This window comes from Streptomyces sp. NPDC093149 (genome assembly GCF_044754145.1).
In the GTDB taxonomy this organism is placed as follows: domain Bacteria; phylum Actinomycetota; class Actinomycetes; order Streptomycetales; family Streptomycetaceae; genus Streptomyces.
In genome coordinates, this window is record NZ_JBIVON010000031.1 from 16,759 (window position 1) to 37,847 (window position 21,089).

A 21,089-nucleotide genomic window follows, 5' to 3' on the forward strand; every position below is an offset into this window, starting at 1 on the left:
GTCCGACCCCACCTATACGGTTGCGCCATGGCTGCCCGTACGAAATCCGCGAAGGACCGGCCGTCCTACCGCTGCACCGAGTGCGGCTGGACGACCGCCAAGTGGCTCGGCCGCTGCCCCGAATGCCAGGCCTGGGGGACGGTCGAGGAGTTCGGCGGCGCCCCCGCCGTGCGGACCACCGCGGCCGGCCGGGTCAGCACGGCCGCGCTCCCCATCGGCCAGGTCGACAGCCGACAGGCCACCGCCCGGTCGACCGGCGTGGGCGAGCTGGACCGGGTGCTCGGCGGCGGTCTCGTCCCCGGGGCCGTCGTGCTGCTCGCGGGCGAGCCGGGCGTCGGGAAGTCGACGCTGCTGCTCGACGTGGCCGCGAAGGCGGCGAGCGACGACCACCGCACCCTCTACGTCACCGCCGAGGAGTCCGCGAGCCAGGTGCGCCTGCGCGCCGACCGGATCCGGGCGATCAACGACCATCTGTACCTCGCCGCCGAGACCGACCTCTCCGCGGTCCTCGGCCATCTGGACGCCGTCAAGCCGTCGCTCCTCATCCTCGACTCCGTGCAGACCGTCGCCTCGCCCGAGATCGACGGGGCGCCCGGCGGCATGGCGCAGGTCCGGGAGGTCGCCGGCGCGCTCATCCGGGCCTCCAAGGAGCGCGGGATGTCGACGCTCCTGGTCGGCCATGTCACCAAGGACGGGGCGATCGCGGGGCCGCGACTGCTGGAGCATCTCGTCGACGTGGTGCTGTCCTTCGAGGGCGACCGCCATGCCCGGCTGCGCCTCGTGCGCGGCGTCAAGAACCGATACGGCGCGACCGACGAGGTCGGCTGCTTCGAGCTGCACGACGAGGGCATCACCGGCCTCGCCGACCCGTCCGGCCTCTTCCTCACCCGGCGCGACGAGCCCGTGCCCGGCACCTGCCTCACCGTCACCCTGGAGGGCAAGCGCCCGCTCGTCGCGGAGGTCCAGGCGCTGACGGTCGACTCACAGATTCCGTCACCCCGGCGCACCACCTCCGGCCTGGAGACGTCCCGGGTGTCGATGATGCTGGCCGTTCTGGAACAGCGCGGCCGGATCACCTCGCTCGGCAAGCGGGACATCTACAGCGCGACGGTCGGCGGTGTGAAGCTCTCCGAGCCCGCCGCGGACCTCGCCGTCGCCCTGGCCCTGGCCAGCGCGGCCAGCGACACCCCGCTCCCCAAGAACCTGGTGGCGATCGGTGAAGTGGGCCTCGCGGGCGAGGTCAGAAGGGTCACAGGGGTCCAGCGCAGGCTGGCCGAGGCGCACCGTCTGGGCTTCACGCACGCGCTGGTTCCGACCGATCCCGGAAAGGTCCCGGCCGGTATGAAGGTCACAGAAGTCGCCAACATGGGTGATGCGCTGAGGGTGCTCCCGCGCCGGTCTCGCGCACAGGCCCCACAGGAGGAGAACGCGCGCCGGTAGACTTTGCCCTGGTCTCGCCCGTCCGTACGAACGGCATGAGGGACGCAAGGGCACCACAAACCTGTGACCGGAGGAGTGCAGTGGCAGCCAGCGACCGGGCAACATCGCCCGGAAAGTCCGGCCAAGGCACCGGTAACGAGGCGCTGATGCGCGCCTCGCTGTCCGCCGTCGCGCCCGGAATGGCCCTGCGGGACGGCCTGGAGCGCATCCTCCGCGGCAACACCGGCGGGCTGGTCGTCCTGGGCATGGACAGAACGGTCGAGTCGATGTGCACCGGCGGATTCGTGCTGGACGTGGAGTTCACCGCGACGCGCCTGCGCGAGCTGGCCAAGCTCGACGGGGCGCTGATCCTCGACAAGGACATGACCAAGATCCTGCGTGCCGGTGTGCAGCTGGTCCCGGACGCCTCCATCCCCACCGAGGAGACCGGCACCCGTCACCGCACAGCGGACCGGGTCTCCAAGCAGTGCAACTTCCCGGTCGTCTCGGTCTCGCAGTCGATGCGTCTCATCGCGCTGTACGTGAACGGCGAGCGCCGGGTCCTGGAGGAGTCCGCCGCGATCCTCTCCCGCGCCAACCAGGCACTCGCCACCCTGGAGCGCTACAAGCTCCGGCTCGACGAGGTCGCGGGCACGCTCTCGGCACTGGAGATCGAGGACCTGGTGACGGTCCGGGACGTGACGTCCGTCGCGCAGCGGCTGGAGATGGTCCGCCGGATCGCGACCGAGATCGCCGAGTACGTGGTGGAGCTGGGCACCGACGGCCGGCTCCTCTCTCTCCAGCTCGACGAGTTGATCGCCGGCGTCGAGCCGGAGCGTGAGCTGGTCGTGCGCGACTACGTGCCGGAGCCGACCGCCAAGCGGTCCCGCACGGTCGCCGAGGCCCTCACCGAACTCGACGCGCTCTCCCACACCGAACTGCTCGAACTCCCGGTCGTCGCACGGGCGCTGGGGTACAGCGGCTCGCCGGAGACGCTGGATTCGGCGGTCTCGCCGCGCGGCTTCCGGCTGCTGGCGAAGGTGCCGCGGCTGCCCGGAGCGATCATCGACCGGCTGGTGGAGCACTTCGGCGGTCTGCAGAAGCTGCTCGCCGCCAGCGTGGACGACCTCCAGACGGTCGACGGGGTCGGCGAGGCGCGGGCGCGGAGCGTGCGCGAGGGGCTGTCGCGGCTGGCCGAGTCGTCCATCCTCGAGCGGTACGTGTAGCGGTACGCGCGGCCCTGCACACAGAAGGCGGCGCCGGGGCCCGGGGGACCGGGCCCCGAAGTGCTTTCCGGAGCCGTCCGGCCTCGGGCGCCCATCCCTGCTTCGAGCCCCTCCCCCGGCCTTCCGCCCGCCTTCTTCCGGCCCCTGCCCGCGTCCTTCGCTCAGTCCTTCTCAAGGCGGAACGAGGCGCGCTGCAACGGCTCGCCGGGCGCCTTCGCCTCGACCAGATACGTACCGGGCGCCGCGGTCCCCGCGGGCGCCGTCGCGCACTGCGGAACGCTCTTCTTGCGGTCCCACTCCACGGTGTGGACGACGGTCGTGCCCGCCGGGACCTTCAGCAGCAGGCTGCCGCCGTTGCGCGGGCAGTCCTTGGAGGACCACACCTGCTTGTCGTCACCACCGGCCTCGGTGATGGTGAGCACCGCGCTCCTCGGCCCGAGGTCGGCCTTGCAGGTGGTGGACGAGGTGTTCCTGGCCATCAACCGGAACTTCGGCTTCTCGTCCGGGCCGTAGCTGAGTTCGGTGCTCAGGCTCAACTGCAGTGTGGCGGGGGCGCAGTCGGGGAGCGAAGAACCGGCCGGGACCTGCTCACCGGTCACCGCACCGCTGCCGCCCGCGCCCCCGGCGCCGGTTCCCGATCCGCCGACGGCGCCCGTACCGCCGTCGCCGGTGCCCGATCCGCCGTCGGAGCCCGCGCCCGTACCGCCGGTGTCTCCGCCGCCGGTGTCGCCCGACTCGTCGCGTCCGCCCGGCTGTTGGGTGATGGCCGTACCCGGCTGGGAGGGACCGGGGGTGATCTCGTGCGCGGGCTCCTTGCCGCCGGGCCGGGAGTCGTCCGCGTTCTTCTTGCTGTCGCCGCCGGAAGTGACGGCCCATACGATCAGCAGCGCGAGCAGCGCAACCAGCGTCGCCGCTACGGCCCTCCGTCGCCAGTAGATGGTGGAGGGAAGCGGCCCGATCGGATTACGCAAAGATCCCACGGCGCAAACTCTACGAGAGATCGGCGCCGACTCCCGCCCCACCCGCCGCCCGGCCCCGAAGTTTTGCGGATCATCATCCCGGACCGTCCCGTTCCGCCCGGAATTCCGGCCGGGCCAGTCCCCCGGAATCGCCCCGTCCGACCACTCCGTTTCGTTGACTAGCCTCTGTCGCATGGATAGTTCAGTTACTGCCCCGCTCTACCGGGACATCACCGACTTCGCTCATGACATGCCGTCATGGGTGCAACACCTGGCCGAGATATGGACGGAACTCGGCCTTCTGGTCTTCGGCGTCCTGTTCATCACCGGGTGGTGGCGCGCCCGCCGGGCGGACGAGGGCGCCCTGGCCCTGGCGGTGCTCGCGCCCCTCGCGACGGCCTTCGCCTATGTGGGCAGCGAGGTGTTCAAGTCGTTGGTGACCGAGGAACGCCCGTGCAGGGCGGTCGCCGGGGCGGCGGCGTCCCTGGTGCCGTGTCCGCCGGCGGGCGACTGGTCGTTCCCCAGCAACCACTCCGCGATCGCCGGCGCGGCGGCCGTGGCCCTGGCGATCGCCCGGCCACGGCTGGCCTGGCTCACCGTGCCGCTGGCCCTGCTGATGGCCTTCTCCCGGGTCTTCGTCGGGGTGCACTATCCGCACGACGTGGCGGTCGGTCTGCTGCTGGGTGCGGCGTTGGCGGCCGCCGTGGTCGCGGTGCTGCGGCGCCCGGCACAATCGCTCGCCCGCACGGTACGCAGCAGCGGGGCCCCGGTGGCGGCCCTGGTCTCGGGGCCGGGTACGGGGACGGCACCGGTCACGGCCGGCCGGTCACGGCGGCGCCGCAAACGGCACTGACGCCCCGGAGTCCCCTTGGGCCGGTTGCCGGACACCGAGGGGACAAGACGGGTGGCATTATCACCCCAAGGGCCCTCACGAGGCGCGACACCACCGTGCGCGGAGCCGTTGTCCGCCCTTCCGTGCCAGGATCGTCGGTGCGATGACTGCCATGACTGCGACACAGACGCCCCCCGCCTCCCTCCACGCTCCCGTCATCGGGTGGTTCGAACAGCACGCCCGCGATCTGCCCTGGCGCCGCCCCGAAGCGGGCGCCTGGGGCGTGATGGTGAGTGAGTTCATGCTGCAGCAGACCCCCGTCAGCCGGGTCCTCCCGGTGTACGAACAGTGGCTGGCCCGCTGGCCCCGCCCGGCCGACCTGGCCGCCGAGCCGCCCGGCGAGGCGGTCCGCGCCTGGGGCAGGCTCGGCTACCCGCGCCGAGCGCTGCGACTGCACGGGGCCGCCCAGGCAATAACGGAACGGCACGGCGGCGACGTACCGAGCGAGCACGGTCAGCTGCTCGCGCTGCCCGGTATCGGTGAGTACACCGCGGCGGCCGTGGCCTCGTTCGCGTACGGACAGCGGCATGCCGTGCTCGACACGAACGTCCGCCGGGTGTTCGCCCGCGCCGCGACCGGCATCCAGTACCCGCCGAACGCGACCACCGCAGCCGAGCGCAAGCTCGCCCGCGCACTGCTCCCCGAGGAGGAGGAGCGGGCCGCCCGCTGGGCCGCCGCGACGATGGAGCTCGGCGCCCTCGTCTGCACCGCCAAGAACGAGGACTGCACCCACTGCCCGATCGCCGAGCAGTGCGCCTGGCGGCTGGCCGGGAAGCCCGCGCACCAGGGGCCCCCGCGGCGCGGTCAGACGTACGCGGGCACGGACCGGCAGGTGCGCGGCCGACTGCTCGCCGTATTGCGCGAGGCCATGACCCCGGTGCCGCAGTCGGCACTGGACGCGGTGTGGGACGAACCGGTGCAGCGCGCCCGTGCGCTGGACGGACTGGTCGCGGACGGCCTGGTCGAACCGCTGGCCGGCGGCCAGTACCGGCTGCCGCTGAGCTGAGCCGCACGCTCCCCTCCCCCCGCTGTTACACAACCGATGGACAGCCGTGCGGCGGCGTATGGCTGCTCCGCACAGCCCCGTGACAACAGCTCCGTAGCGTCGACGACGTCGGCCCGGCCCATCGGTGGCCGACAGCGGTTCTACGGGGTTCTACGGGGACGGAGGCGGTTGGAATGGCGCAGGGCGAGGTGCTCGAATTCGAGGAGTACGTACGCACTCGGCAGGAGGCACTGCTGCGCAGTGCACGCCGACTCGTACCCGACCCGGTGGACGCGCAGGACCTGCTGCAGACCGCCCTGGCCCGCACGTACGGCCGCTGGGACGGCATCGCCGACAAGTCCCTCGCCGACGCCTATCTGCGCCGCGTCATGATCAACACCCGTACCGAGTGGTGGCGGGCCCGCAAGCTGGACGAGGTCCCGACCGAACAGCTGCCCGACGCGAGCGTCGAGGACGGCACCGAGCAGCGCGCCGACCGCGCCCTGCTGATGGATGTGCTGGGTGTACTGGCTCCCAAGCAGCGCAGCGTCGTCGTGCTGCGACACTGGGAGCAGATGAGTACGGAAGAGACGGCTGCTGCGCTCGGCATGTCGGCCGGTACGGTGAAGAGCACGCTGCACCGTGCGCTGGCCCGGCTGCGCCAGGAGCTGGAGAGCCGTGAGGCAGCGAGCAGGGAGGCCCGGCTCCGGGAGGAGCAGGGACCGACGGCGGCCGACCGTGCTCCGGTACGTGCGCGGGCAAGGGCGCAGGTCCGGGTGGAGCCGGGCAGGCGTGTGGACGAACGGGGGCGGGAGCGGTGCGCGGCCTGACAGCCAGCGATGACAACGGCAGCGGCGACGAGGACGGCGACCGCGTCGGCAGCGGGAGTGACGGTGGCCGCCGGGCCGCCGTCAGGCGTGGCCGGACCCTGACCGGCTGGGCGGCGAGCACCGCGACCCTGGTCGCGCTCGCCGCCTTCGGGCTGTTCGTCGTCGGGTGCTCCAGCGGCGGCACCGGCACCCGGGACGAGGGTCCGGCGGGCACCCAGCCGGTCGCCCAGGTCACCCCGAGCGCCGAGCCGTCGACCACGGCGAAGCCGACGCCGCGGGTCGACCCCGTGACGCTGCTCAAGCACGACCCCAAGGTCAGCGAGCGGGTCAGAACGGATCTGAAGCCCTGCAGCGGCTCCGAGTACCCGGTGGACACCTCGTACGGCACCCTGACCGGCGGACCCTCGGCCGACGTCGTGGTGAACGTGATGACCTGCGGCGATTCGGTGGGGGTCGGCACCTACGTGTACCGCCAGCGGGCCAATGGCACGTACGAGAACGTGTTCGCCGTCGAGCAGCCCGCGGTGTACGGCACCATCGACCGCGGTGATCTGGTGGTGACGGCCCAGGTGTACGAGAAGAAGGACTCGGTCGCGTACCCCTCCGGCGAGGAAGTGATCACCTACCGCTGGGCGGACAACCGGTTCGACGAGCACGACCGGGTGCACAACGACTTCAACCGAGCCGTCGGTAACGGAGAGGCCGGTCTTCCGGAATCCGCGGAACCGGCGGGGAACTGAGAGCAGTCCGATGGCCGAGACCCACGTCCTGTTCGTCGAGGACGACGACGTCATCCGCGAGGCCACCCAGCTGGCGCTGGAGCGCGACGGTTTCGCGGTCACCGCGATGCCGGACGGCCTGTCGGGCCTCGCAGCGTTCCGGGCCGACCGTCCCGACATCGCCCTGCTCGATGTGATGGTGCCGGGGCTCGACGGGGTCAGCCTCTGCCGTCGCATCCGCGACGAGTCGACGGTCCCCGTGATCATGCTGTCGGCGCGGGCCGACTCGATCGATGTGGTGCTCGGCCTGGAGGCCGGTGCCGACGACTACGTCACCAAGCCCTTCGACGGGGCGGTCCTGGTCGCCCGGATCCGTGCCGTGCTGCGCCGCTTCGGTCATGCGTCGGGCGGGCAGCCGGGCGGCGGGGAACGGGAGCCGCAGCCCCTCGGCGGCGTGCTGGTCTTCGGCGATCTGGAGGTCGACACCGAGGGCATGGAGGTCCACCGGGGCGGCGAGCAGGTGGCGCTGACGCCGACCGAGATGCGGCTGCTGCTGGAGTTCTCCGCCGCGCCCGGCACGGTGCTCTCCCGCGACAAGCTGCTGGAACGGGTCTGGGACTACGGATGGGGCGGTGACACCCGGGTCGTGGACGTCCATGTGCAGCGGCTGCGCACCAAGATCGGCCAGGACCGGATCGAGACGGTCCGCGGCTTCGGCTACAAGCTCAGGCCATGAGGCGGCCGACGCTGCGGACGGGAGTCCGCTGGAAGATCAGCATCGCCATCGCGGCGGTGGGCGCGCTGACCGCGGTCGCGCTCAGCTTCGTCGTCCACAACGCCGCCCGGGTCTCGATGCTGGAGAACGCTCGCGAGGTCCAGCTGACGCGGCTGACGTACGCGCAGCTGCTGTACGAGGCGAAGAAGACGCAGAAGACCGACCCCCGGTTCGGCGCCAAGCTCAACGACCCGTTGATGCCGCGCAGCCTGCGCGCGGAGACCAGCAGGAACCGGCGCGCCACACATGTCGAGGAGCTCAAGCAGGGGGGACCCGACGTGTGGGCGGCGGTCCCGGTCGGCAACGGCGACGTGCTCTCGCTGCACACCCGTTTCACCGGCCGCAGCGCCCGGGTCCTGGGGGATCTCGACCGGGCGCTGATCATCGGCTCGGTCTCGGTGGTGCTCGGCAGCTGTGCGTTGGGCGTGCTGATCGGCGGGCAGTTGTCGCGCCGGCTGCGCAAGGCCGCCGCCGCCGCGGGCAAGGTCGCGCAGGGCAATACGGATGTACGGGTCAGGGAGGCCGTCGGCGGGGTCGTCCAGGACGAGACCGATGAGCTGGCCCGTGCGGTGGACGCGCTGACGGACGCGCTGAACGAACGGATCGAGGCGGAGCGCCGGGTCACCGCGGACATCGCGCACGAACTGCGCACCCCGGTGACCGGCCTGCTGACGGCGGCGGAGCTGCTGCCGCCGGGCCGCCCCACCGAGCTCGTACGGGACCGGGCGCAGGCGATGCGCACCCTGGTCGAGGACGTTCTGGAGGTGGCCCGGCTGGACAGCGCGTCGGAGCGGGCCGAGCTGCAGGAGGTCGCGCTGGGCGAGTTCGTCAGCCGGCGCGTCGCGCTGCTGGACCCGGATGTACGCGTGCAGGTCGTCCACGAGTCCTGGGTCAGCACCGACCCGCGCCGGCTGGAGCGGATCCTCGGCAATCTGCTGGGGAACGCCGCCAAGCACGGTGCCACACCGGTCGAGGTCACGGTCGAGGGCCGGGTGGTACGGATCCGCGATCACGGGTCCGGGTTCCCCGCGGCGCTGCTGCGTGAGGGGCCGAGCCGGTTCCGTACCGGAAGCAGTGACCGGGCCGGGCACGGGCACGGTCTCGGGCTGACGATCGCGGCCGGTCAGGCGCGCGTCCTCGGGGCCCGGCTGACCTTCCGCAACGCGGCGCCGGAAGGGGCCGCGCAGGGCGCGGGCGGGGCGATCGCCGTGCTGTGGCTGCCCGAGCACGCACCCACGAACACCGGCAGCTTCCCGATCCTGCACCTGTCCGAACAGCGCACCCCGGACAGCGGTGACGAGAAGAGCGCGGAGTCCGGCAGCCGGCGGCCCGGCAGCTGAACCGGATACGTCAGGAGGCTCCCGGGGCGCGCCCCGGGAGCCTCCTGACGTACATCGCTCGTACCACCGCGGAGGGGTCAGACCGCCTCGGGCTGCCTGACACCGGCGGCCGCGGCCGGCGCCCCGCCGCCGTCCGACGACGTGGTCTCCGGGCCCGCTCCCCGCAGCGGCACCTCCTTGACGAACACCGACGCGATCAGCGCGATCACTCCGACCGAGGCACCCACCAGGAACGCGATGTGCGTACCGGACGACACCGCGAACTGGTACGCCTCACGCACCGCGGCCGGCAGCTTCGCCAGGCTCGACGCGTCCAGCTGGGCGGACTTCGCCGTGACCGCCCCGCCGCCGCGGGCGGCCATCTCGTCCTGCACCCGGCCGGTGAACAGGGCGCCCATGATCGCGACACCGAAGGAGCTGCCGAGCGTACGGAAGAGGGTGGTCGCGGAGGAGGCGACTCCCATGTCCTTCATCTCCACGCTGTTCTGCGCGACGAGCATCGTGATCTGCATCAGGAAGCCCATGCCCGCGCCGAGCACCGCCATGTAGATGCCCGAGGTGAGCCGCGTGGTGCCGGTGTCCATCCGCGAGAGCAGGAACAGACCGGACACCATCAGGACCGAGCCCAGGATCGGGAAGATCTTGTACTTGCCGGTGCTGGTGGTGACCCGTCCCGCGATCAGCGAGACGACCATCATCGCCAGCAGCATCGGCAGGAGCAGCAGACCCGAGTTGGTCGCCGACGCGCCCTGGACGGACTGCTGGTACAGCGGCAGGAAGAGCACCGCGCCGAACATCACGAAGCCCGACATGAAGCCGATGACGGACATCAGGGTGAAGTTGAGGTTGCGGAATATGTGGAGCGGAATAATCGGTTCTGCGGCCTGCGTCTCGACGAAGCAGAAGCCCGTGAGCGAGGCGACGCCGATCGCGATGAGCGTCACGATCACGGCCGAGCCCCAGGCGTACTCCGAACCGCCCCAGGTGGTGACCAGCACGATCGCGGTGATGCCGACGGTCAGCAGCCCCGCACCGAGGTAGTCGATCTTCACCTCTGCGCGCTCCCGCTTCGGCAGGTGCAGCACGAGGGTGACCATGGCCAGGGCGACCGCGCCCAGCGGCAGGTTGATGTAGAAGCTCCAGCGCCAGCCGAGGTGGTCGGTGATGGTGCCGCCGACCAGCGGTCCGCCGATCATCGCGATGGCCATGACGCCGGCCATCATCCCCTGGTACTTGCCGCGCTCGCGGGGCGGCACCAGGTCGCCGATGATCGCCATGACACCGACCATCAGGCCGCCCGCGCCGAGCCCCTGGACCGCCCGGAAACCGATCAGCTGGCCCATGTCCTGGGCCATGCCGCTCAGGACCGAGCCGATCAGGAAGAGCACGATGGACGTGAGGAACACACCCTTGCGCCCGTACATGTCGCCGAGCTTGCCCCAGATGGGGGTGGAGGCGGCGGTGGCCAGGGTGTACGCGGTGACGACCCAGGACAGATGCTCCAGGCCGCCGAGGTCACCGACGATGGTCGGCATGGCCGTGCCGACTATCAGGTTGTCCAGCATGGCGAGCAGCATCGTGATCATCAGGGCGAGCATCACCACCCGGACGCTGCGCTGCTGCTTCTCGGGTTTCCCGGCCGGCCGGTCACCCGCCCCTCCGTCCGTCGCCTTCTTCAGCTCCGCCATGGTCCCCACTCCCTGATCCCCGGTGCGCGCCGGGTTCTTACTTGCCGCCCGGCTAGTTGACTACACTGGGGAAAGTAGACCCGTAACTAGCCGGGCGTCAAGTAAGTTTGTTGAGGGAGAGCGCCATGGGCAGCACGCCGCAGGCACGCCGGGGTAACACGCGCCAGCGCATTCAGGACGTCGCCCTGGAGCTCTTCGCCGAACAGGGTTACGAGAAGACCTCGCTGCGGGAGATCTCCGAGCGGCTGGATGTCACCAAGGCCGCGCTGTATTACCACTTCAAGACCAAGGAAGACATCCTGGTCAGCATCTTCGAGGACCTCAACCGGCCGGTCGAGGAGCTGATCGTGTGGGGCCGGGACCGGCCCCACACCCTGGAGACGAAGAAAGAGATCCTGCGCCGCTACAGCGAGGCGCTGACCACCGCGGCCCCGCTCTTCCGCTTCATGCAGGAGAACCAGGCGACCGTACGGGACCTCAGCATCGGGAAGACCATGAAGGACCGCGTCATCGGCCTGGTCGACCTGATCAAGGAACCCGACGCCTCACTGACCGACCAGGTGCGCTGCTTCACCGCGCTGTTCACGATCCATGCGGGCATGTTCGCCCTGAAGGACGTCGAAGGCGGCCCCGAGGAGAAGCGCAGCGCCGTCCTCGAAGTCGCCTTCGAACTGGTCACCCGGGCGCACAGCCCGGGGTCCGCCGAGTAGCGGGACACGTCCGGTCAGGTCAGACCGTGACGCCCTGCTTGTACAGGAACGAGACCGGGTTGATCGCGGAACCGTAGTTCGGGGTGGTCCGTATCTCGAAGTGCAGGTGCGGGCCGCTGGAGTTGCCGGTGTTGCCGGAGAGCGCGATCTTCTGGCCCGTCTTCACGGTCTGGCCGATGCGCACATCGATCTTCGACAGATGGGCGTACTGCGAGTACGTGCCGTTGCCGTGGCGGATCACGACGGCGTTGCCGTACGCGGGGCCGTCGCCGCCGCCGTTCGGACCGGCCTTCACGACGGTGCCGCTGTGCGCGGCCTCGACCTTGGTACCGACCGGGACGGCGAAGTCCTGGCCGGAGTGCTTGTGGGCCCAGCGGGAGCCGTCGTTGCCGAAGCTCGCACTCAGCGCGTAGTGGGCCACAGGGATCCGCCAGGCGGCGGCCTTCTTCGCGGCCGCCTTCTCGGCCGCCGCACGCTCGGCCTTGGCCGCGTTGGCCGCCTTGCCCTGCGCGGCCGCCTGCGCGGCGACCGATTCGGCCGCGCCGTTGCTGATCAGGCTCGCCGCGTGGGGGGCACCCGCCGTGCCGGCCGCGAACGCAGCACCGGCGCCGAGAACCATCGACGTCCCCAGGCCGGCTGCCACCACGGCGCCACGGACACGGGACAGGGACGGGCGACGGGAGTGCTGGAACGAAACGCGCTTCGACATAAGCGGAGAACCTCCGGAGATGACTGGATCCGACGCTTTCGCCGCGTCGGCCATCCCTTGGTAACCCGCACCCCCACCGATGCCCAAATACCCCATCTACGAATAAAAGCCGTATCAGGTGCCTCGGGAATGCCTCGGCGCCACCTTCGCGCACCCCTCGTCCGGGCCCACTGAAAACTCTCGTTCCGGGCAGGTTTAACCCCAGCTCGAAACCGGTCGAACCGGACAGAATCCGGCGATCCGGGCTTCTCTCGTGCCCGCGCCGAAAGCCCCCCTCCATGCGGGGCCGAAGGCCCCTGCCGGGCACACGACGCTCTCCCCTATCGCCCGTAGTAGGGGCAGAACGGGCTGTGTGCCTTGTCACCACCGGAGGGTCCCGGAGCCCTTCGATCGGGGCCGCCCGCCGCATGCCGACGCCCGCGGTCGACGGCCGTCGCGCCGCCCCGGCCGATACCGCGAGTCATGGAGGAGCCGCGCGGCCCGTCGAGGAGCCGCAGGCCGTCGGGGAGCCCCGGTGTCCACCGAGCCGCAACCAACCGCACGACGAGACCGGTACCGCGCGCAAAAGGGGCTGCCCCGGACCGTCTTTCAACGGTTCCGGGGCAGCCCCTTCAGGCGCTCAGGCGCTCGGTGGCGTCCTTACACGTCCTTCGACATGTTCGGACCCGCACCGCCCGCCGCCTGCTCGATCGGGGGGACGTCGGGCAGAGCCGACTTCTCCTCGCCGCGGAAGGTGAACTTCTTCTCCTCACCCTCGCCGTCGGTGCCGACGACCACGATGTGACCGGGGCGCAGCTCGCCGAAGAGAATCTTCTCGGAGAGGACGTCCTCGATCTCGCGCTGGATCGTCCGGCGCAGCGGCCGGGCGCCCATCACGGGGTCGTAGCCCTTCTTCGCCAGGAGCGACTTGGCCTCCGAGCTCAGCTCGATGCCCATGTCGCGGTCCTTCAGGCGCTCGTCCACCTTGGCCAGCATGAGGTCGACGATCTGGATGATGTCTTCCTCGGTGAGCTGGTGGAAGACGACCGTGTCGTCGACACGGTTGAGGAACTCGGGGCGGAAGTGCTGCTTGAGCTCTTCGTTGACCTTGTTCTTCATCCGCTCGTAGCCGGTCTTGACGTCGCCCTGGGCGGCGAAGCCCAGGTTGAAGCCCTTGGAGATGTCCCGGGTCCCGAGGTTGGTCGTCATGATGATGACCGTGTTCTTGAAGTCCACGACCCGGCCCTGGGAGTCGGTCAGACGACCGTCTTCCAGAATCTGGAGCAGGGAATTGAAGATATCGGGGTGGGCCTTCTCGACCTCGTCGAAGAGGACGACAGAGAACGGCTTGCGGCGCACCTTCTCGGTGAGCTGGCCGCCCTCTTCGTAACCCACGTAACCGGGGGGAGAACCGAAGAGACGGGAAACCGTGTGCTTCTCGCTGAACTCCGACATGTCGAGGGCGATCAGCGCGTCCTCGTCGCCGAAGAGGAATTCGGCGAGCGTCTTGGAGAGCTCCGTCTTACCGACACCGGACGGGCCGGCGAAGATGAACGAGCCACCGGGGCGCTTCGGGTCCTTCAGGCCGGCCCGCGTACGGCGGATCGCCTGCGAGAGGGCCTTGATGGCGTCCTTCTGGCCGATGACGCGCTTGTGGAGCTCGTCCTCCATGCGCAGCAGACGGGAGGACTCCTCCTCCGTCAGCTTGAAGACCGGGATGCCGGTCGCGGTGGCCAGGACCTCGGCGATCAGCTCGCCGTCGACCTCGGCCACGACGTCCATGTCGCCGGCCTTCCACTCCTTCTCGCGCTTGGTCTTCGCGGCGAGGAGCTGCTTCTCCTTGTCCCGCAGGGACGCGGCCTTCTCGAAGTCCTGCGAGTCGATCGCGGACTCCTTGTCGCGGCGGACGCCCGCGATCTTCTCGTCGAACTCGCGGAGGTCCGGCGGCGCGGTCATCCGGCGGATGCGCATCCGGGAACCGGCCTCGTCGATCAGGTCGATCGCCTTGTCCGGCAGGAACCGGTCCGAGATGTACCGGTCCGCCAGCGTCGCGGCCTGGACCAGCGCCTCGTCCGTGATGGAGACGCGGTGGTGGGCCTCGTAGCGGTCGCGCAGACCCTTGAGGATCTCGATGGTGTGCGGCAGCGACGGCTCCGCGACCTGGATGGGCTGGAAGCGGCGCTCGAGAGCGGCGTCCTTCTCCAGGTGCTTGCGGTACTCGTCGAGCGTCGTGGCACCGATGGTCTGCAGCTCGCCGCGGGCCAGCATCGGCTTGAGGATGCTGGCGGCGTCGATCGCGCCCTCGGCGGCGCCCGCACCCACCAGGGTGTGGAGCTCGTCGATGAACAGGATGATGTCGCCGCGGGTGCGGATCTCCTTGAGGACCTTCTTCAGGCGCTCCTCGAAGTCACCGCGGTAGCGGGAGCCGGCGACCAGCGCACCGAGGTCGAGGGTGTAGAGGTGCTTGTCCTTGAGGGTCTCGGGCACCTCGCCCTTGACGATGGCCTGCGCCAGTCCTTCGACGACCGCCGTCTTGCCGACGCCGGGCTCGCCGATGAGAACCGGGTTGTTCTTGGTACGGCGGGACAGCACCTGCATGACCCGCTCGATCTCCTTCTCGCGCCCGATGACCGGGTCGAGCTTGGATTCGCGAGCGGCCTGGGTGAGATTCCGGCCGAACTGGTCGAGCACCAGGGACGTGGAAGGGGTGCCTTCCGCGGGGCCGCCCGCGGTTGCCGCCTCCTTGCCGCCGGAGTACCCGGAGAGCAGCTGGATGACCTGCTGCCGCACCCGGTTCAGGTCGGCGCCCAGCTTCACGAGGACCTGGGCCGCGACGCCTTCGCCCTCGCGGATCAGGCCGAGCAGGATGTGCTCGGTGCCGATGTAGTTGTGGCCGAGCTGGAGGGCCTCACGGAGCGACAGCTCCAGGACCTTCTTGGCCCGGGGAGTGAAGGGGATGTGCCCGGACGGGGCCTGCTGGCCCTGGCCGATGATCTCCTCCACCTGCTGGCGGACCGCCTCGAGCGAAATCCCGAGGCTCTCCAGGGCCTTAGCGGCGACACCCTCACCCTCGTGGATAAGGCCCAGGAGGATGTGCTCGGTGCCGATGTAGTTGTGGTTGAGCATCCGGGCTTCTTCCTGAGCCAGGACGACAACCCGCCGCGCGCGGTCGGTGAACCTCTCGAACATCGTTAATCGCTCCTCAGAGCGGTCAGGCAGTAAGGGGTCGGTCCCCTCCCTGTCCTTCCGCAGCTTAGTCCCGCAAGCGGGGACCGCTCATTCCAACTGCCGACACCGTCCTTGGCCTCCTGACCTCGAACGCCGACATCTGCTCCAACCCGATGGTGCGAGACGATGTTCCCGCAGGCCAGGCAGATACCCCTTTCGCCAGTACGCCGATGGCGAACGTGAGATGCCCGAGCCTGCGTGTCGCCCCTCCCCACTAGGGATGTCTTACCCGTAATTACAGACAGTCCATGCGGCGCGCGCCGGTTCCCTCCGCTACGGGCGAACATCTTTGCGCTCCCGAATACGTCTCTACGCCCCCAACCCGGACACATTACGCGCCCACTCACGGACCCTGCGTAACCCCGGGGGCGGCCCGGCCGTTCTTCCGGCATGGCCGTCACCGTCCCGCCTCCCCCGCCGTCGCTCGCCGACACGCGGAACGCTCACGCCGGTCACGCGCAGTGGGCGCGGTGGTACGAGCACGAGCTCGGCTGGCCGACGGAGGGCATCGCACCGGTGCGACTGCTGACCGGGCTGCGGTTCGACGTCCTCGAAGTGCCCGCGGTCGCCGGCCGTGCGGCACTGCGGCGGGTGGGCCGCACCGGGCCGGTGGCGCTGTCCGGTGGACGGATGAGTCTGCTGGTGGCGGCGGGAAGCGCCGACGAACTGCCCGGACTGCTCGACTGGCTGGAATGGGGCGGCGTCGCCCTCTCGCTGACCGCCATCGGCACGGGCGGCCGGATCACTGCGCCGGCACCGCCCGGACGGGCGGGCGGCCGGCCGGGGGCCGCCGTATGGCTGCGACCCCCCGGGCTGCGGCACGAGGGAGAGCCGGAACTCCCGGCCCTCGTCGGCCTCGGGAGCAGGGGTGGGGATGCTCCCGATCTCGTACGGCTCGTGGACTCGGTGGCCACGGAATGCCACCGGGCCCGGTTGATGCGCGCCCGAACGGGGCGGTCGACCGAAGAGTCGACAGCTCAGCCGTTGGCCTTCTCGTAAGCCTCGCGGATCTCCGCGGGAACACGGCCGCGGTCATTCACATTGTGGCCGTTCTCGCGGGCCCACTTACGGATCTCCGCGGTGTCCTTGTTGCCGCCGGTGACGGCGCGACCCTTGCCACGACCGGCCGCCGCGCGACCGCCCGTACGCCGACCGCCCTTGGTGTACGGCTCAAGAAGACCACGGAGCTTGTCCGCGTTGCTCGTGGTGAGGTCGATCTCGTATGTCTTGCCGTCCAGAGCGAACGTGACCGTCTCGTCCGCCTCGCCACCGTCGAGGTCGTCGACAAGAAGGACCTGAACCTTCTGTGCCACCGGATTTCCTTTCATCGAAAATGCAGTACGCGGAAAGGAAACCGCTTTTCCCCGGAAAACACAAACCCCCGGGAGAGGTTCAGGATCGCAAGAAGACGGGAAACATGCGCGATTCGGACATAGGGCGACGGCTTCTTGTGACGGTCACAGGTGCAGAAGCATCCGGCTGTTGCCCAAGGTGTTCGGCTTCACTCGTTCGAGCCCCAGGAACTCTGCTACACCTTCGTCATAGGAACGCAACAGCTCACTGTAGACATCTCCGTCGACCGGCGTCTCTCCGATCTCCACGAAGCCGTGCTTCGCGAAGAAGTCGACTTCGAAGGTGAGACAGAAAACCCGCCGTACGCCCAGCCAACGGGCGGTCTGCAACAACTTGTCCAGTACTTGATGCCCGACTCCGGCGCCCCTGATGCCGTGATCGACAGCGAGAGTGCGCACTTCAGCGAGGTCTTCCCACATCACGTGCAGTGCACCGCAGCCGATGACCCGGGCGTCCTCGTCGCGTTCCGCGATCCAGAACTCCTGGATGTCCTCGTAAAGCGTCACCGTTGCTTTGTCGAGCAGGATGCCTTCACGTACGTACCCGTCGAGGAGACGGCGGACCGATGGGACATCGCTGGTCCTGGCACGGCGGACAGTGATGGCCATGTTTATAACCGACGGTTCGGTACGGAAATCGGTATGCGGAAGCTCTGAGGACATACCCCGACGCTATCGCCCGGTCTCCGGGCCCGTGTCATCGGCCGGATCTTCGGTCGCTTCTCCGGCGGCTTCATCAGCCGGTTCATCCCCGGGTTCATCACCCGGTTCGCCCACCGCACCGTCGACCGCTTCTTCGGCCGGGTGTCCGGAAGCCCCGGGCAGTCCGGGGCGGACGATCCGCATGGCGTCCGCGAGGGCCTCGCGCTGCTCGGCGGACATCATGCCGAAGAACGCGACAAGAGCGGCGGCCGGGTTGTCGCTCCGCGACCAGGCTTCGTTCATCAGTGCGGCCGAGTAGGCGGCGCGGGTGGAGACCGCCGTATATCGATATGCGCGGCCGTCGACTTCCCTGCGCACCCAGCCCTTCTGATGGAGATTGTCCATTACCGTCATGACGGTGGTGTAGGCGATGGAGCGTTCCTGCTGAAGGTCCTCAAGGACTTCCCGCACAGTGACCGGGCGGTTCCATTGCCAGACCCGTGTCATCACGGCGTCTTCCAGTTCTCCCAATTGGCGGGGCACAATGTCACTTTAGTGCCAGATGCCTGGAATGCCTGGTTATTCGCGCAGCAAAAAGACGCACGACTCCTGAGGAGTCGTGCGCCCTTCGGTTACTGCGAGGTGCGGGGAGTCAGACGCCGTCGGTGCGCGGGGCCTGCTGGACGGACTCGGCGCGGCCGATCGCCAGATCCACGGCCGCGTCCTCCTTGGCCTTGTTGGGACCGCCCTGGCTCTTGACGATCGTCACGACGAGGCCGATGAAGAAGGCGGCCATCACCACGGGGGGCACGAGCGCGGATACGTAGTCCATGGCGTCCAGAGTAGCGAGGCCGGTACGGACTTCCGCGCACCCCCTCCGCGTCGAGGCCCTGACGGTCTGGTGCGCAACCCCTGAGGGCTGTCCCGTGATCCGCGGTGGAGCGGCGCGCGGCGTCGGATGCGGCGCATCGCACGGCGGAGGGACGTCCGCACACTGGATGCGTGTGGACGTCCCGGCAACGCGGCGAGGTGCCGTAGCTGTCGTCGCGCGCCCGCCGGGGATCACGGGGCAGCGCTCAGCCCGCGGCCCACTCCTGCCGCGGCGGGGCGGGCTTGCGGGGCGGGAAGACCTCGGAAGGCTTGGGCGCCGGGCGCTCGGACGGCGGGGCCGGCCGCCGGGGCGGGGCCGCCGGGGTCTTGGGCCGTTCGGGTTCGGTGTCGGCCGCCCGGCCGCCGGGCAGGGCCAGCAGACGGCTGCGGGGCGCCGGGGCCGCCGCCGGTGCGGCACGTCCGGCCAGGCGGGCCCGTACCGAGCGCTCCGCGAGCATCTGACAGCGCTCCAGGAGCGCCGCGGCCACCGGTCTGTGGCGCAGGGCCCGCAGCGCGGCCAGGTCGTCGGGACGAGGGTCGTATCCGCCCGCCAGGGCGTCCTGGAGCAGCTCCAGGTAGCCGCTGACGGAGCCGGGGAGGGCGTTGCGGTAGCGGACGAGGTCGGCGAGGAGGAACGTGCGCAGTCGTCCCGCCTCGCCGACCGCCTCGTCCACGGCGCCCGCCAGCCGCAGGCAGTCCTGGACGTCCTCGTCGGGCAGGGGCTTGGGGTGAAGGGCGATGGCGAGGGCACGTCGGAGCACCCGCAGCTCGTCCGCGCTGAACGCCATACCGCCGCGTGATCCGTAAGGCGTGGGCATGACGCGACAATACGTGCTAAAGGGACAAAATCCTCTTAGCTGGCCGTCGGCGGCGCGGCGTCGGCCCCGCCCCGCCCGACCGTTCCCGCAGGTACGCCCCGCATCCGCTACATCCGGGACACGTTCCGCTCGTACACCAGGCGCAGCCCGATGAGAGTGAGCCAGGGCTCGTGCTCGTCGATGACGGAGGACTCACCCAACACCATTGGCGCAAGGCCGCCCGTCGCGATGACGGTGACGTCGTCGGGGTCGGCCGCCAGCTCCTTCTTCATCCGCGCGACGACACCGTCTACCTGGCCGGCGAAGCCGTAGATGATGCCCGACTGCATCGCCTCGACCGTGTTCTTGCCGATCACGCTGCGCGGCCGGGCCAGTTCGATCTTGCGGAGCTGGGCGCCCTTGACGCCCAGCGCCTCGACCGAGATCTCGATGCCGGGGGCGATCACGCCACCGGTGTACTCGCCCCGGGCGGAGACCGCGTCGAAGGTCGTGGCCGTACCGAAGTCGACGACGATCGCCGGACCGCCGTACAGGTCGACGGCGGCGACCGCGTTGATGATGCGGTCCGCGCCGACCTCCTTCGGGTTGTCCATCAGGATCGGTACCCCGGTCTTGATGCCCGGCTCGACGAGGACCGCGGGGACGTCGCCGTAGTAGCGGCGGGTCACCTCGCGCAGCTCGTGCAGGACGGCCGGGACCGTGGAGCAGATCGCGATGCCCTCGATGCCGTCGCCGAGCTCCTCGCCGAGCAGCGGGTGCATGCCCATCAGCCCCTGGAGCAGCACCGCGAGTTCGTCCGCGGTGCGGCGGGCGTCGGTGGAGATCCGCCAGTGCTCGACGATCTCCTCGCCGTCGAACAGGCCGAGCACGGTGTGGGTGTTGCCGACGTCGATGGTGAGCAGCATCAGACGCCGGCCTCGTCGGTGTCGCGGAAGTCCAGGCCGATGTCGAGGATCGGCGAGGAGTGGGTGAGCGCGCCGACGGCCAGGTAGTCGACGCCCGCCTCCGCGTAGGCGCGCGCGGTGTCGAGGGAGAGCCGGCCGGAGGACTCCAGGACCGCGCGGCCACCGACCAGGGCGACCGCCTCGGCCGTCTGCAGCGGGGTGAAGTTGTCCAGCAGGATCAGATCGGCGCCCGCGTCGATGACCTCGCGGACCTGCTGCAGGGTGTCGACCTCGACCTCGATCGGTACGTCCGGGAACTCGTCCCGTACCCGCTTGAAGGCCTCGGCCACACCGCCCGCCGCGACCACGTGGTTGTCCTTGACCAGCGCCGCGTCCGACAGCGACATGCGGTGGTTGACGCCGCCGCCGCAGCGCACCGCGTACTTCTCCAGTGCGCGCAGACCCGGCGTGGTCTTGCGGGTGTCGCGGACCTCGGCCTTCGTGCCTTCGAGCACATCGGCCCAGGCGCGGGTGGCGGTCGCGATGCCGGAGAGCCTGCAGAGCAGGTTGAGCGCGCTGCGCTCGCCGGTGAGCAGGTCGCGGGTGCGGGTGGTGACGGTCAGCAGCTTCTGGCCGGGGACGACGCGGTCGCCGTCCTCGACGTGGCGCTCGACCGCGAACTCGTCCGTGCAGACGATGGAAAGCACGGCCTCGGCGATGCGCAGACCCGCCACCACGCCGGCCTCCCGGGCGGTGAAGTCGCCGGTGGCCACCGCGTCCTCGGCGACGGTCGCGACGGTGGTGACGTCGACACCGCCGTCGAGGTCCTCCTCGATGGCCACATGCGCGACGTCCTCGACCTGGACCGGGTCCAGGCCGGCATCGGCGAGGAGCTGGGCGAGGTCGGGGTCGAGGCCGCACTCCAGCGGGTCGAGCTCGTAGGGCTCGTCCCCGCCGCAGCCGCAGCCGTCCCCGCAGCCGCCCGCGGACGGTGCGGGCGCGCCGATCTGGATCAGCGGTACGTCCACGGGTGTCGGGCGCGGATTCTCTTCGGGCGTGCTCAC

The 21,089-nt window shown here is 70.1% G+C and carries 21 protein-coding genes; 10 read left to right on the top strand and 11 right to left on the bottom strand.

Going from position 1 to position 21,089, the window contains the following annotated elements; translation table 11 throughout:
- The first annotated feature begins 27 nt into the window (after nucleotides 1-27).
- Entirely contained in the window at nucleotides 28-1,440 is a 1,413-nt protein-coding gene (gene radA, locus ACIQCZ_RS39145; RefSeq protein ID WP_402290486.1) for a DNA repair protein RadA, read from the top strand.
- A gap of 80 nt (nucleotides 1,441-1,520) precedes the next feature.
- The gene (disA, locus tag ACIQCZ_RS39150; protein ID WP_391746183.1) at nucleotides 1,521-2,645 is read left to right on the top strand and encodes a DNA integrity scanning diadenylate cyclase DisA; all 1,125 of its coding nucleotides are present in this window, start codon (nucleotides 1,521-1,523) and stop codon (nucleotides 2,643-2,645) included.
- A 161-nt stretch (nucleotides 2,646-2,806) separates the two neighbouring features.
- Here the strand turns inward: disA and ACIQCZ_RS39155 are convergent, their stop codons facing one another.
- Nucleotides 2,807-3,625, bottom strand: a complete 819-nt coding sequence (locus ACIQCZ_RS39155; protein WP_402290488.1) for a hypothetical protein — start codon at nucleotides 3,623-3,625, stop codon at nucleotides 2,807-2,809.
- Nucleotides 3,626-3,797: 172 nt separating this feature from the next.
- Here ACIQCZ_RS39155 and ACIQCZ_RS39160 point away from each other — a divergent pair, with 172 nt between their 5' ends.
- The 6 genes from ACIQCZ_RS39160 to cseC all read left to right on the top strand — a co-directional run bounded on the left by ACIQCZ_RS39160 (nucleotide 3,798) and on the right by cseC (nucleotide 9,145).
- Nucleotides 3,798-4,457 carry a phosphatase PAP2 family protein gene (locus tag ACIQCZ_RS39160; protein WP_402290490.1) on the top strand — a complete coding sequence of 220 codons (660 nt, stop codon included), beginning with the start codon at nucleotides 3,798-3,800 and terminating at the stop codon, nucleotides 4,455-4,457.
- Between the two features lie 142 nt (nucleotides 4,458-4,599).
- A complete protein-coding gene (locus ACIQCZ_RS39165) occupies nucleotides 4,600-5,502 on the top strand; it encodes an A/G-specific adenine glycosylase (RefSeq protein ID WP_376220768.1) in 903 nt (300 codons plus the stop codon).
- A gap of 173 nt (nucleotides 5,503-5,675) precedes the next feature.
- Nucleotides 5,676-6,311, top strand: a complete 636-nt coding sequence (locus ACIQCZ_RS39170) for a SigE family RNA polymerase sigma factor (protein ID WP_402290492.1) — start codon at nucleotides 5,676-5,678, stop codon at nucleotides 6,309-6,311.
- Nucleotides 6,299-7,051: a hypothetical protein gene (locus ACIQCZ_RS39175; protein ID WP_402290494.1), complete on the top strand. Its 753-nt coding sequence runs from the start codon at nucleotides 6,299-6,301 to the stop codon at nucleotides 7,049-7,051. Before ACIQCZ_RS39170 ends, ACIQCZ_RS39175 begins: the two co-directional genes overlap by 13 nt.
- A gap of 10 nt (nucleotides 7,052-7,061) precedes the next feature.
- Nucleotides 7,062-7,766, top strand: coding sequence for a two-component system response regulator CseB (gene cseB / locus ACIQCZ_RS39180; protein ID WP_376468993.1), 705 nt, complete (start codon nucleotides 7,062-7,064; stop codon nucleotides 7,764-7,766).
- Nucleotides 7,763-9,145, top strand: a complete 1,383-nt coding sequence (gene cseC / locus ACIQCZ_RS39185) for a two-component system sensor histidine kinase CseC (RefSeq protein ID WP_402290495.1) — start codon at nucleotides 7,763-7,765, stop codon at nucleotides 9,143-9,145. Before cseB ends, cseC begins: the two co-directional genes overlap by 4 nt.
- 77 nt (nucleotides 9,146-9,222) lie before the next feature.
- Here the strand turns inward: cseC and ACIQCZ_RS39190 are convergent, their stop codons facing one another.
- The gene (locus tag ACIQCZ_RS39190; RefSeq protein ID WP_402290497.1) at nucleotides 9,223-10,833 is read right to left on the bottom strand and encodes an MDR family MFS transporter; all 1,611 of its coding nucleotides are present in this window, start codon (nucleotides 10,831-10,833) and stop codon (nucleotides 9,223-9,225) included.
- A gap of 125 nt (nucleotides 10,834-10,958) precedes the next feature.
- Here ACIQCZ_RS39190 and ACIQCZ_RS39195 point away from each other — a divergent pair, with 125 nt between their 5' ends.
- Nucleotides 10,959-11,543: a TetR/AcrR family transcriptional regulator gene (locus ACIQCZ_RS39195; protein WP_402290499.1), complete on the top strand. Its 585-nt coding sequence runs from the start codon at nucleotides 10,959-10,961 to the stop codon at nucleotides 11,541-11,543.
- 19 nt (nucleotides 11,544-11,562) lie between these two features.
- Here ACIQCZ_RS39195 and ACIQCZ_RS39200 read toward each other — a convergent pair whose 3' ends face one another.
- Together ACIQCZ_RS39200 and ACIQCZ_RS39205 are read right to left on the bottom strand one after the other, a co-directional pair.
- Nucleotides 11,563-12,252, bottom strand: coding sequence for a M23 family metallopeptidase (locus ACIQCZ_RS39200; protein ID WP_402290502.1), 690 nt, complete (start codon nucleotides 12,250-12,252; stop codon nucleotides 11,563-11,565).
- A gap of 639 nt (nucleotides 12,253-12,891) precedes the next feature.
- Nucleotides 12,892-15,420 carry an ATP-dependent Clp protease ATP-binding subunit gene (locus ACIQCZ_RS39205; RefSeq protein ID WP_351077434.1) on the bottom strand — a complete coding sequence of 843 codons (2,529 nt, stop codon included), beginning with the start codon at nucleotides 15,418-15,420 and terminating at the stop codon, nucleotides 12,892-12,894.
- Between the two features lie 429 nt (nucleotides 15,421-15,849).
- Here ACIQCZ_RS39205 and ACIQCZ_RS39210 point away from each other — a divergent pair, with 429 nt between their 5' ends.
- Entirely contained in the window at nucleotides 15,850-16,458 is a 609-nt protein-coding gene (locus tag ACIQCZ_RS39210) for an SCO3374 family protein (RefSeq protein WP_402290504.1), read from the top strand.
- Here ACIQCZ_RS39210 and ACIQCZ_RS39215 read toward each other — a convergent pair.
- From ACIQCZ_RS39215 to nadC, 7 genes are all read right to left on the bottom strand, one after another.
- Complete coding sequence (locus tag ACIQCZ_RS39215; protein WP_093894032.1) at nucleotides 16,437-16,772, bottom strand: Lsr2 family protein; 336 nt, start codon at nucleotides 16,770-16,772, stop codon at nucleotides 16,437-16,439. The two genes, ACIQCZ_RS39210 and ACIQCZ_RS39215, sit on opposite strands and share 22 nt — an antisense overlap.
- A gap of 144 nt (nucleotides 16,773-16,916) precedes the next feature.
- Entirely contained in the window at nucleotides 16,917-17,420 is a 504-nt protein-coding gene (locus ACIQCZ_RS39220; protein ID WP_351077557.1) for an amino-acid N-acetyltransferase, read from the bottom strand.
- A gap of 63 nt (nucleotides 17,421-17,483) precedes the next feature.
- Complete coding sequence (locus tag ACIQCZ_RS39225) at nucleotides 17,484-17,960, bottom strand: BlaI/MecI/CopY family transcriptional regulator (RefSeq protein WP_402290520.1); 477 nt, start codon at nucleotides 17,958-17,960, stop codon at nucleotides 17,484-17,486.
- 145 nt (nucleotides 17,961-18,105) lie between these two features.
- Nucleotides 18,106-18,285 (bottom strand): hypothetical protein, encoded by a 180-nt coding sequence (locus tag ACIQCZ_RS39230; RefSeq protein ID WP_376211181.1) that lies wholly within the window; start codon nucleotides 18,283-18,285, stop codon nucleotides 18,106-18,108.
- A 244-nt stretch (nucleotides 18,286-18,529) separates the two neighbouring features.
- Nucleotides 18,530-19,111 (bottom strand): hypothetical protein, encoded by a 582-nt coding sequence (locus tag ACIQCZ_RS39235; RefSeq protein ID WP_402290523.1) that lies wholly within the window; start codon nucleotides 19,109-19,111, stop codon nucleotides 18,530-18,532.
- Nucleotides 19,112-19,248: 137 nt separating this feature from the next.
- Nucleotides 19,249-20,046: a type III pantothenate kinase gene (locus ACIQCZ_RS39240; protein WP_114245204.1), complete on the bottom strand. Its 798-nt coding sequence runs from the start codon at nucleotides 20,044-20,046 to the stop codon at nucleotides 19,249-19,251.
- Nucleotides 20,046-21,089: a carboxylating nicotinate-nucleotide diphosphorylase gene (gene nadC / locus ACIQCZ_RS39245; RefSeq protein WP_402290508.1), complete on the bottom strand. Its 1,044-nt coding sequence runs from the start codon at nucleotides 21,087-21,089 to the stop codon at nucleotides 20,046-20,048. Before nadC ends, ACIQCZ_RS39240 begins: the two co-directional genes overlap by 1 nt.

Excerpts from the sequence above, each read along its gene's own strand:
- ACIQCZ_RS39235 (WP_402290523.1), bottom strand. The coding sequence starts at position 19,111 with ATGGCGTTCAGCGCGGACGAGCTGCGGGTGCTCCGACGTGCCCTCGCC.
- ACIQCZ_RS39205 (WP_351077434.1), bottom strand. The coding sequence starts at position 15,420 with ATGTTCGAGAGGTTCACCGACCGCGCGCGGCGGGTTGTCGTCCTGGCT.
- cseB (WP_376468993.1), top strand. The coding sequence starts at position 7,062 with ATGGCCGAGACCCACGTCCTGTTCGTCGAGGACGACGACGTCATCCGC.
- ACIQCZ_RS39225 (WP_402290520.1), bottom strand. The coding sequence starts at position 17,960 with ATGACACGGGTCTGGCAATGGAACCGCCCGGTCACTGTGCGGGAAGTC.
- ACIQCZ_RS39160 (WP_402290490.1), top strand. The coding sequence starts at position 3,798 with ATGGATAGTTCAGTTACTGCCCCGCTCTACCGGGACATCACCGACTTC.
- ACIQCZ_RS39190 (WP_402290497.1), bottom strand. The coding sequence starts at position 10,833 with ATGGCGGAGCTGAAGAAGGCGACGGACGGAGGGGCGGGTGACCGGCCG.
- cseC (WP_402290495.1), top strand. The coding sequence starts at position 7,763 with ATGAGGCGGCCGACGCTGCGGACGGGAGTCCGCTGGAAGATCAGCATC.
- ACIQCZ_RS39230 (WP_376211181.1), bottom strand. The coding sequence starts at position 18,285 with ATGGACTACGTATCCGCGCTCGTGCCCCCCGTGGTGATGGCCGCCTTC.
- ACIQCZ_RS39165 (WP_376220768.1), top strand. The coding sequence starts at position 4,600 with ATGACTGCCATGACTGCGACACAGACGCCCCCCGCCTCCCTCCACGCT.
- ACIQCZ_RS39195 (WP_402290499.1), top strand. The coding sequence starts at position 10,959 with ATGGGCAGCACGCCGCAGGCACGCCGGGGTAACACGCGCCAGCGCATT.
- ACIQCZ_RS39170 (WP_402290492.1), top strand. The coding sequence starts at position 5,676 with ATGGCGCAGGGCGAGGTGCTCGAATTCGAGGAGTACGTACGCACTCGG.
- ACIQCZ_RS39240 (WP_114245204.1), bottom strand. The coding sequence starts at position 20,046 with ATGCTGCTCACCATCGACGTCGGCAACACCCACACCGTGCTCGGCCTG.
- radA (WP_402290486.1), top strand. The coding sequence starts at position 28 with ATGGCTGCCCGTACGAAATCCGCGAAGGACCGGCCGTCCTACCGCTGC.
- ACIQCZ_RS39200 (WP_402290502.1), bottom strand. The coding sequence starts at position 12,252 with ATGTCGAAGCGCGTTTCGTTCCAGCACTCCCGTCGCCCGTCCCTGTCC.
- ACIQCZ_RS39220 (WP_351077557.1), bottom strand. The coding sequence starts at position 17,420 with ATGGCCATCACTGTCCGCCGTGCCAGGACCAGCGATGTCCCATCGGTC.
- ACIQCZ_RS39210 (WP_402290504.1), top strand. The coding sequence starts at position 15,850 with ATGGCCGTCACCGTCCCGCCTCCCCCGCCGTCGCTCGCCGACACGCGG.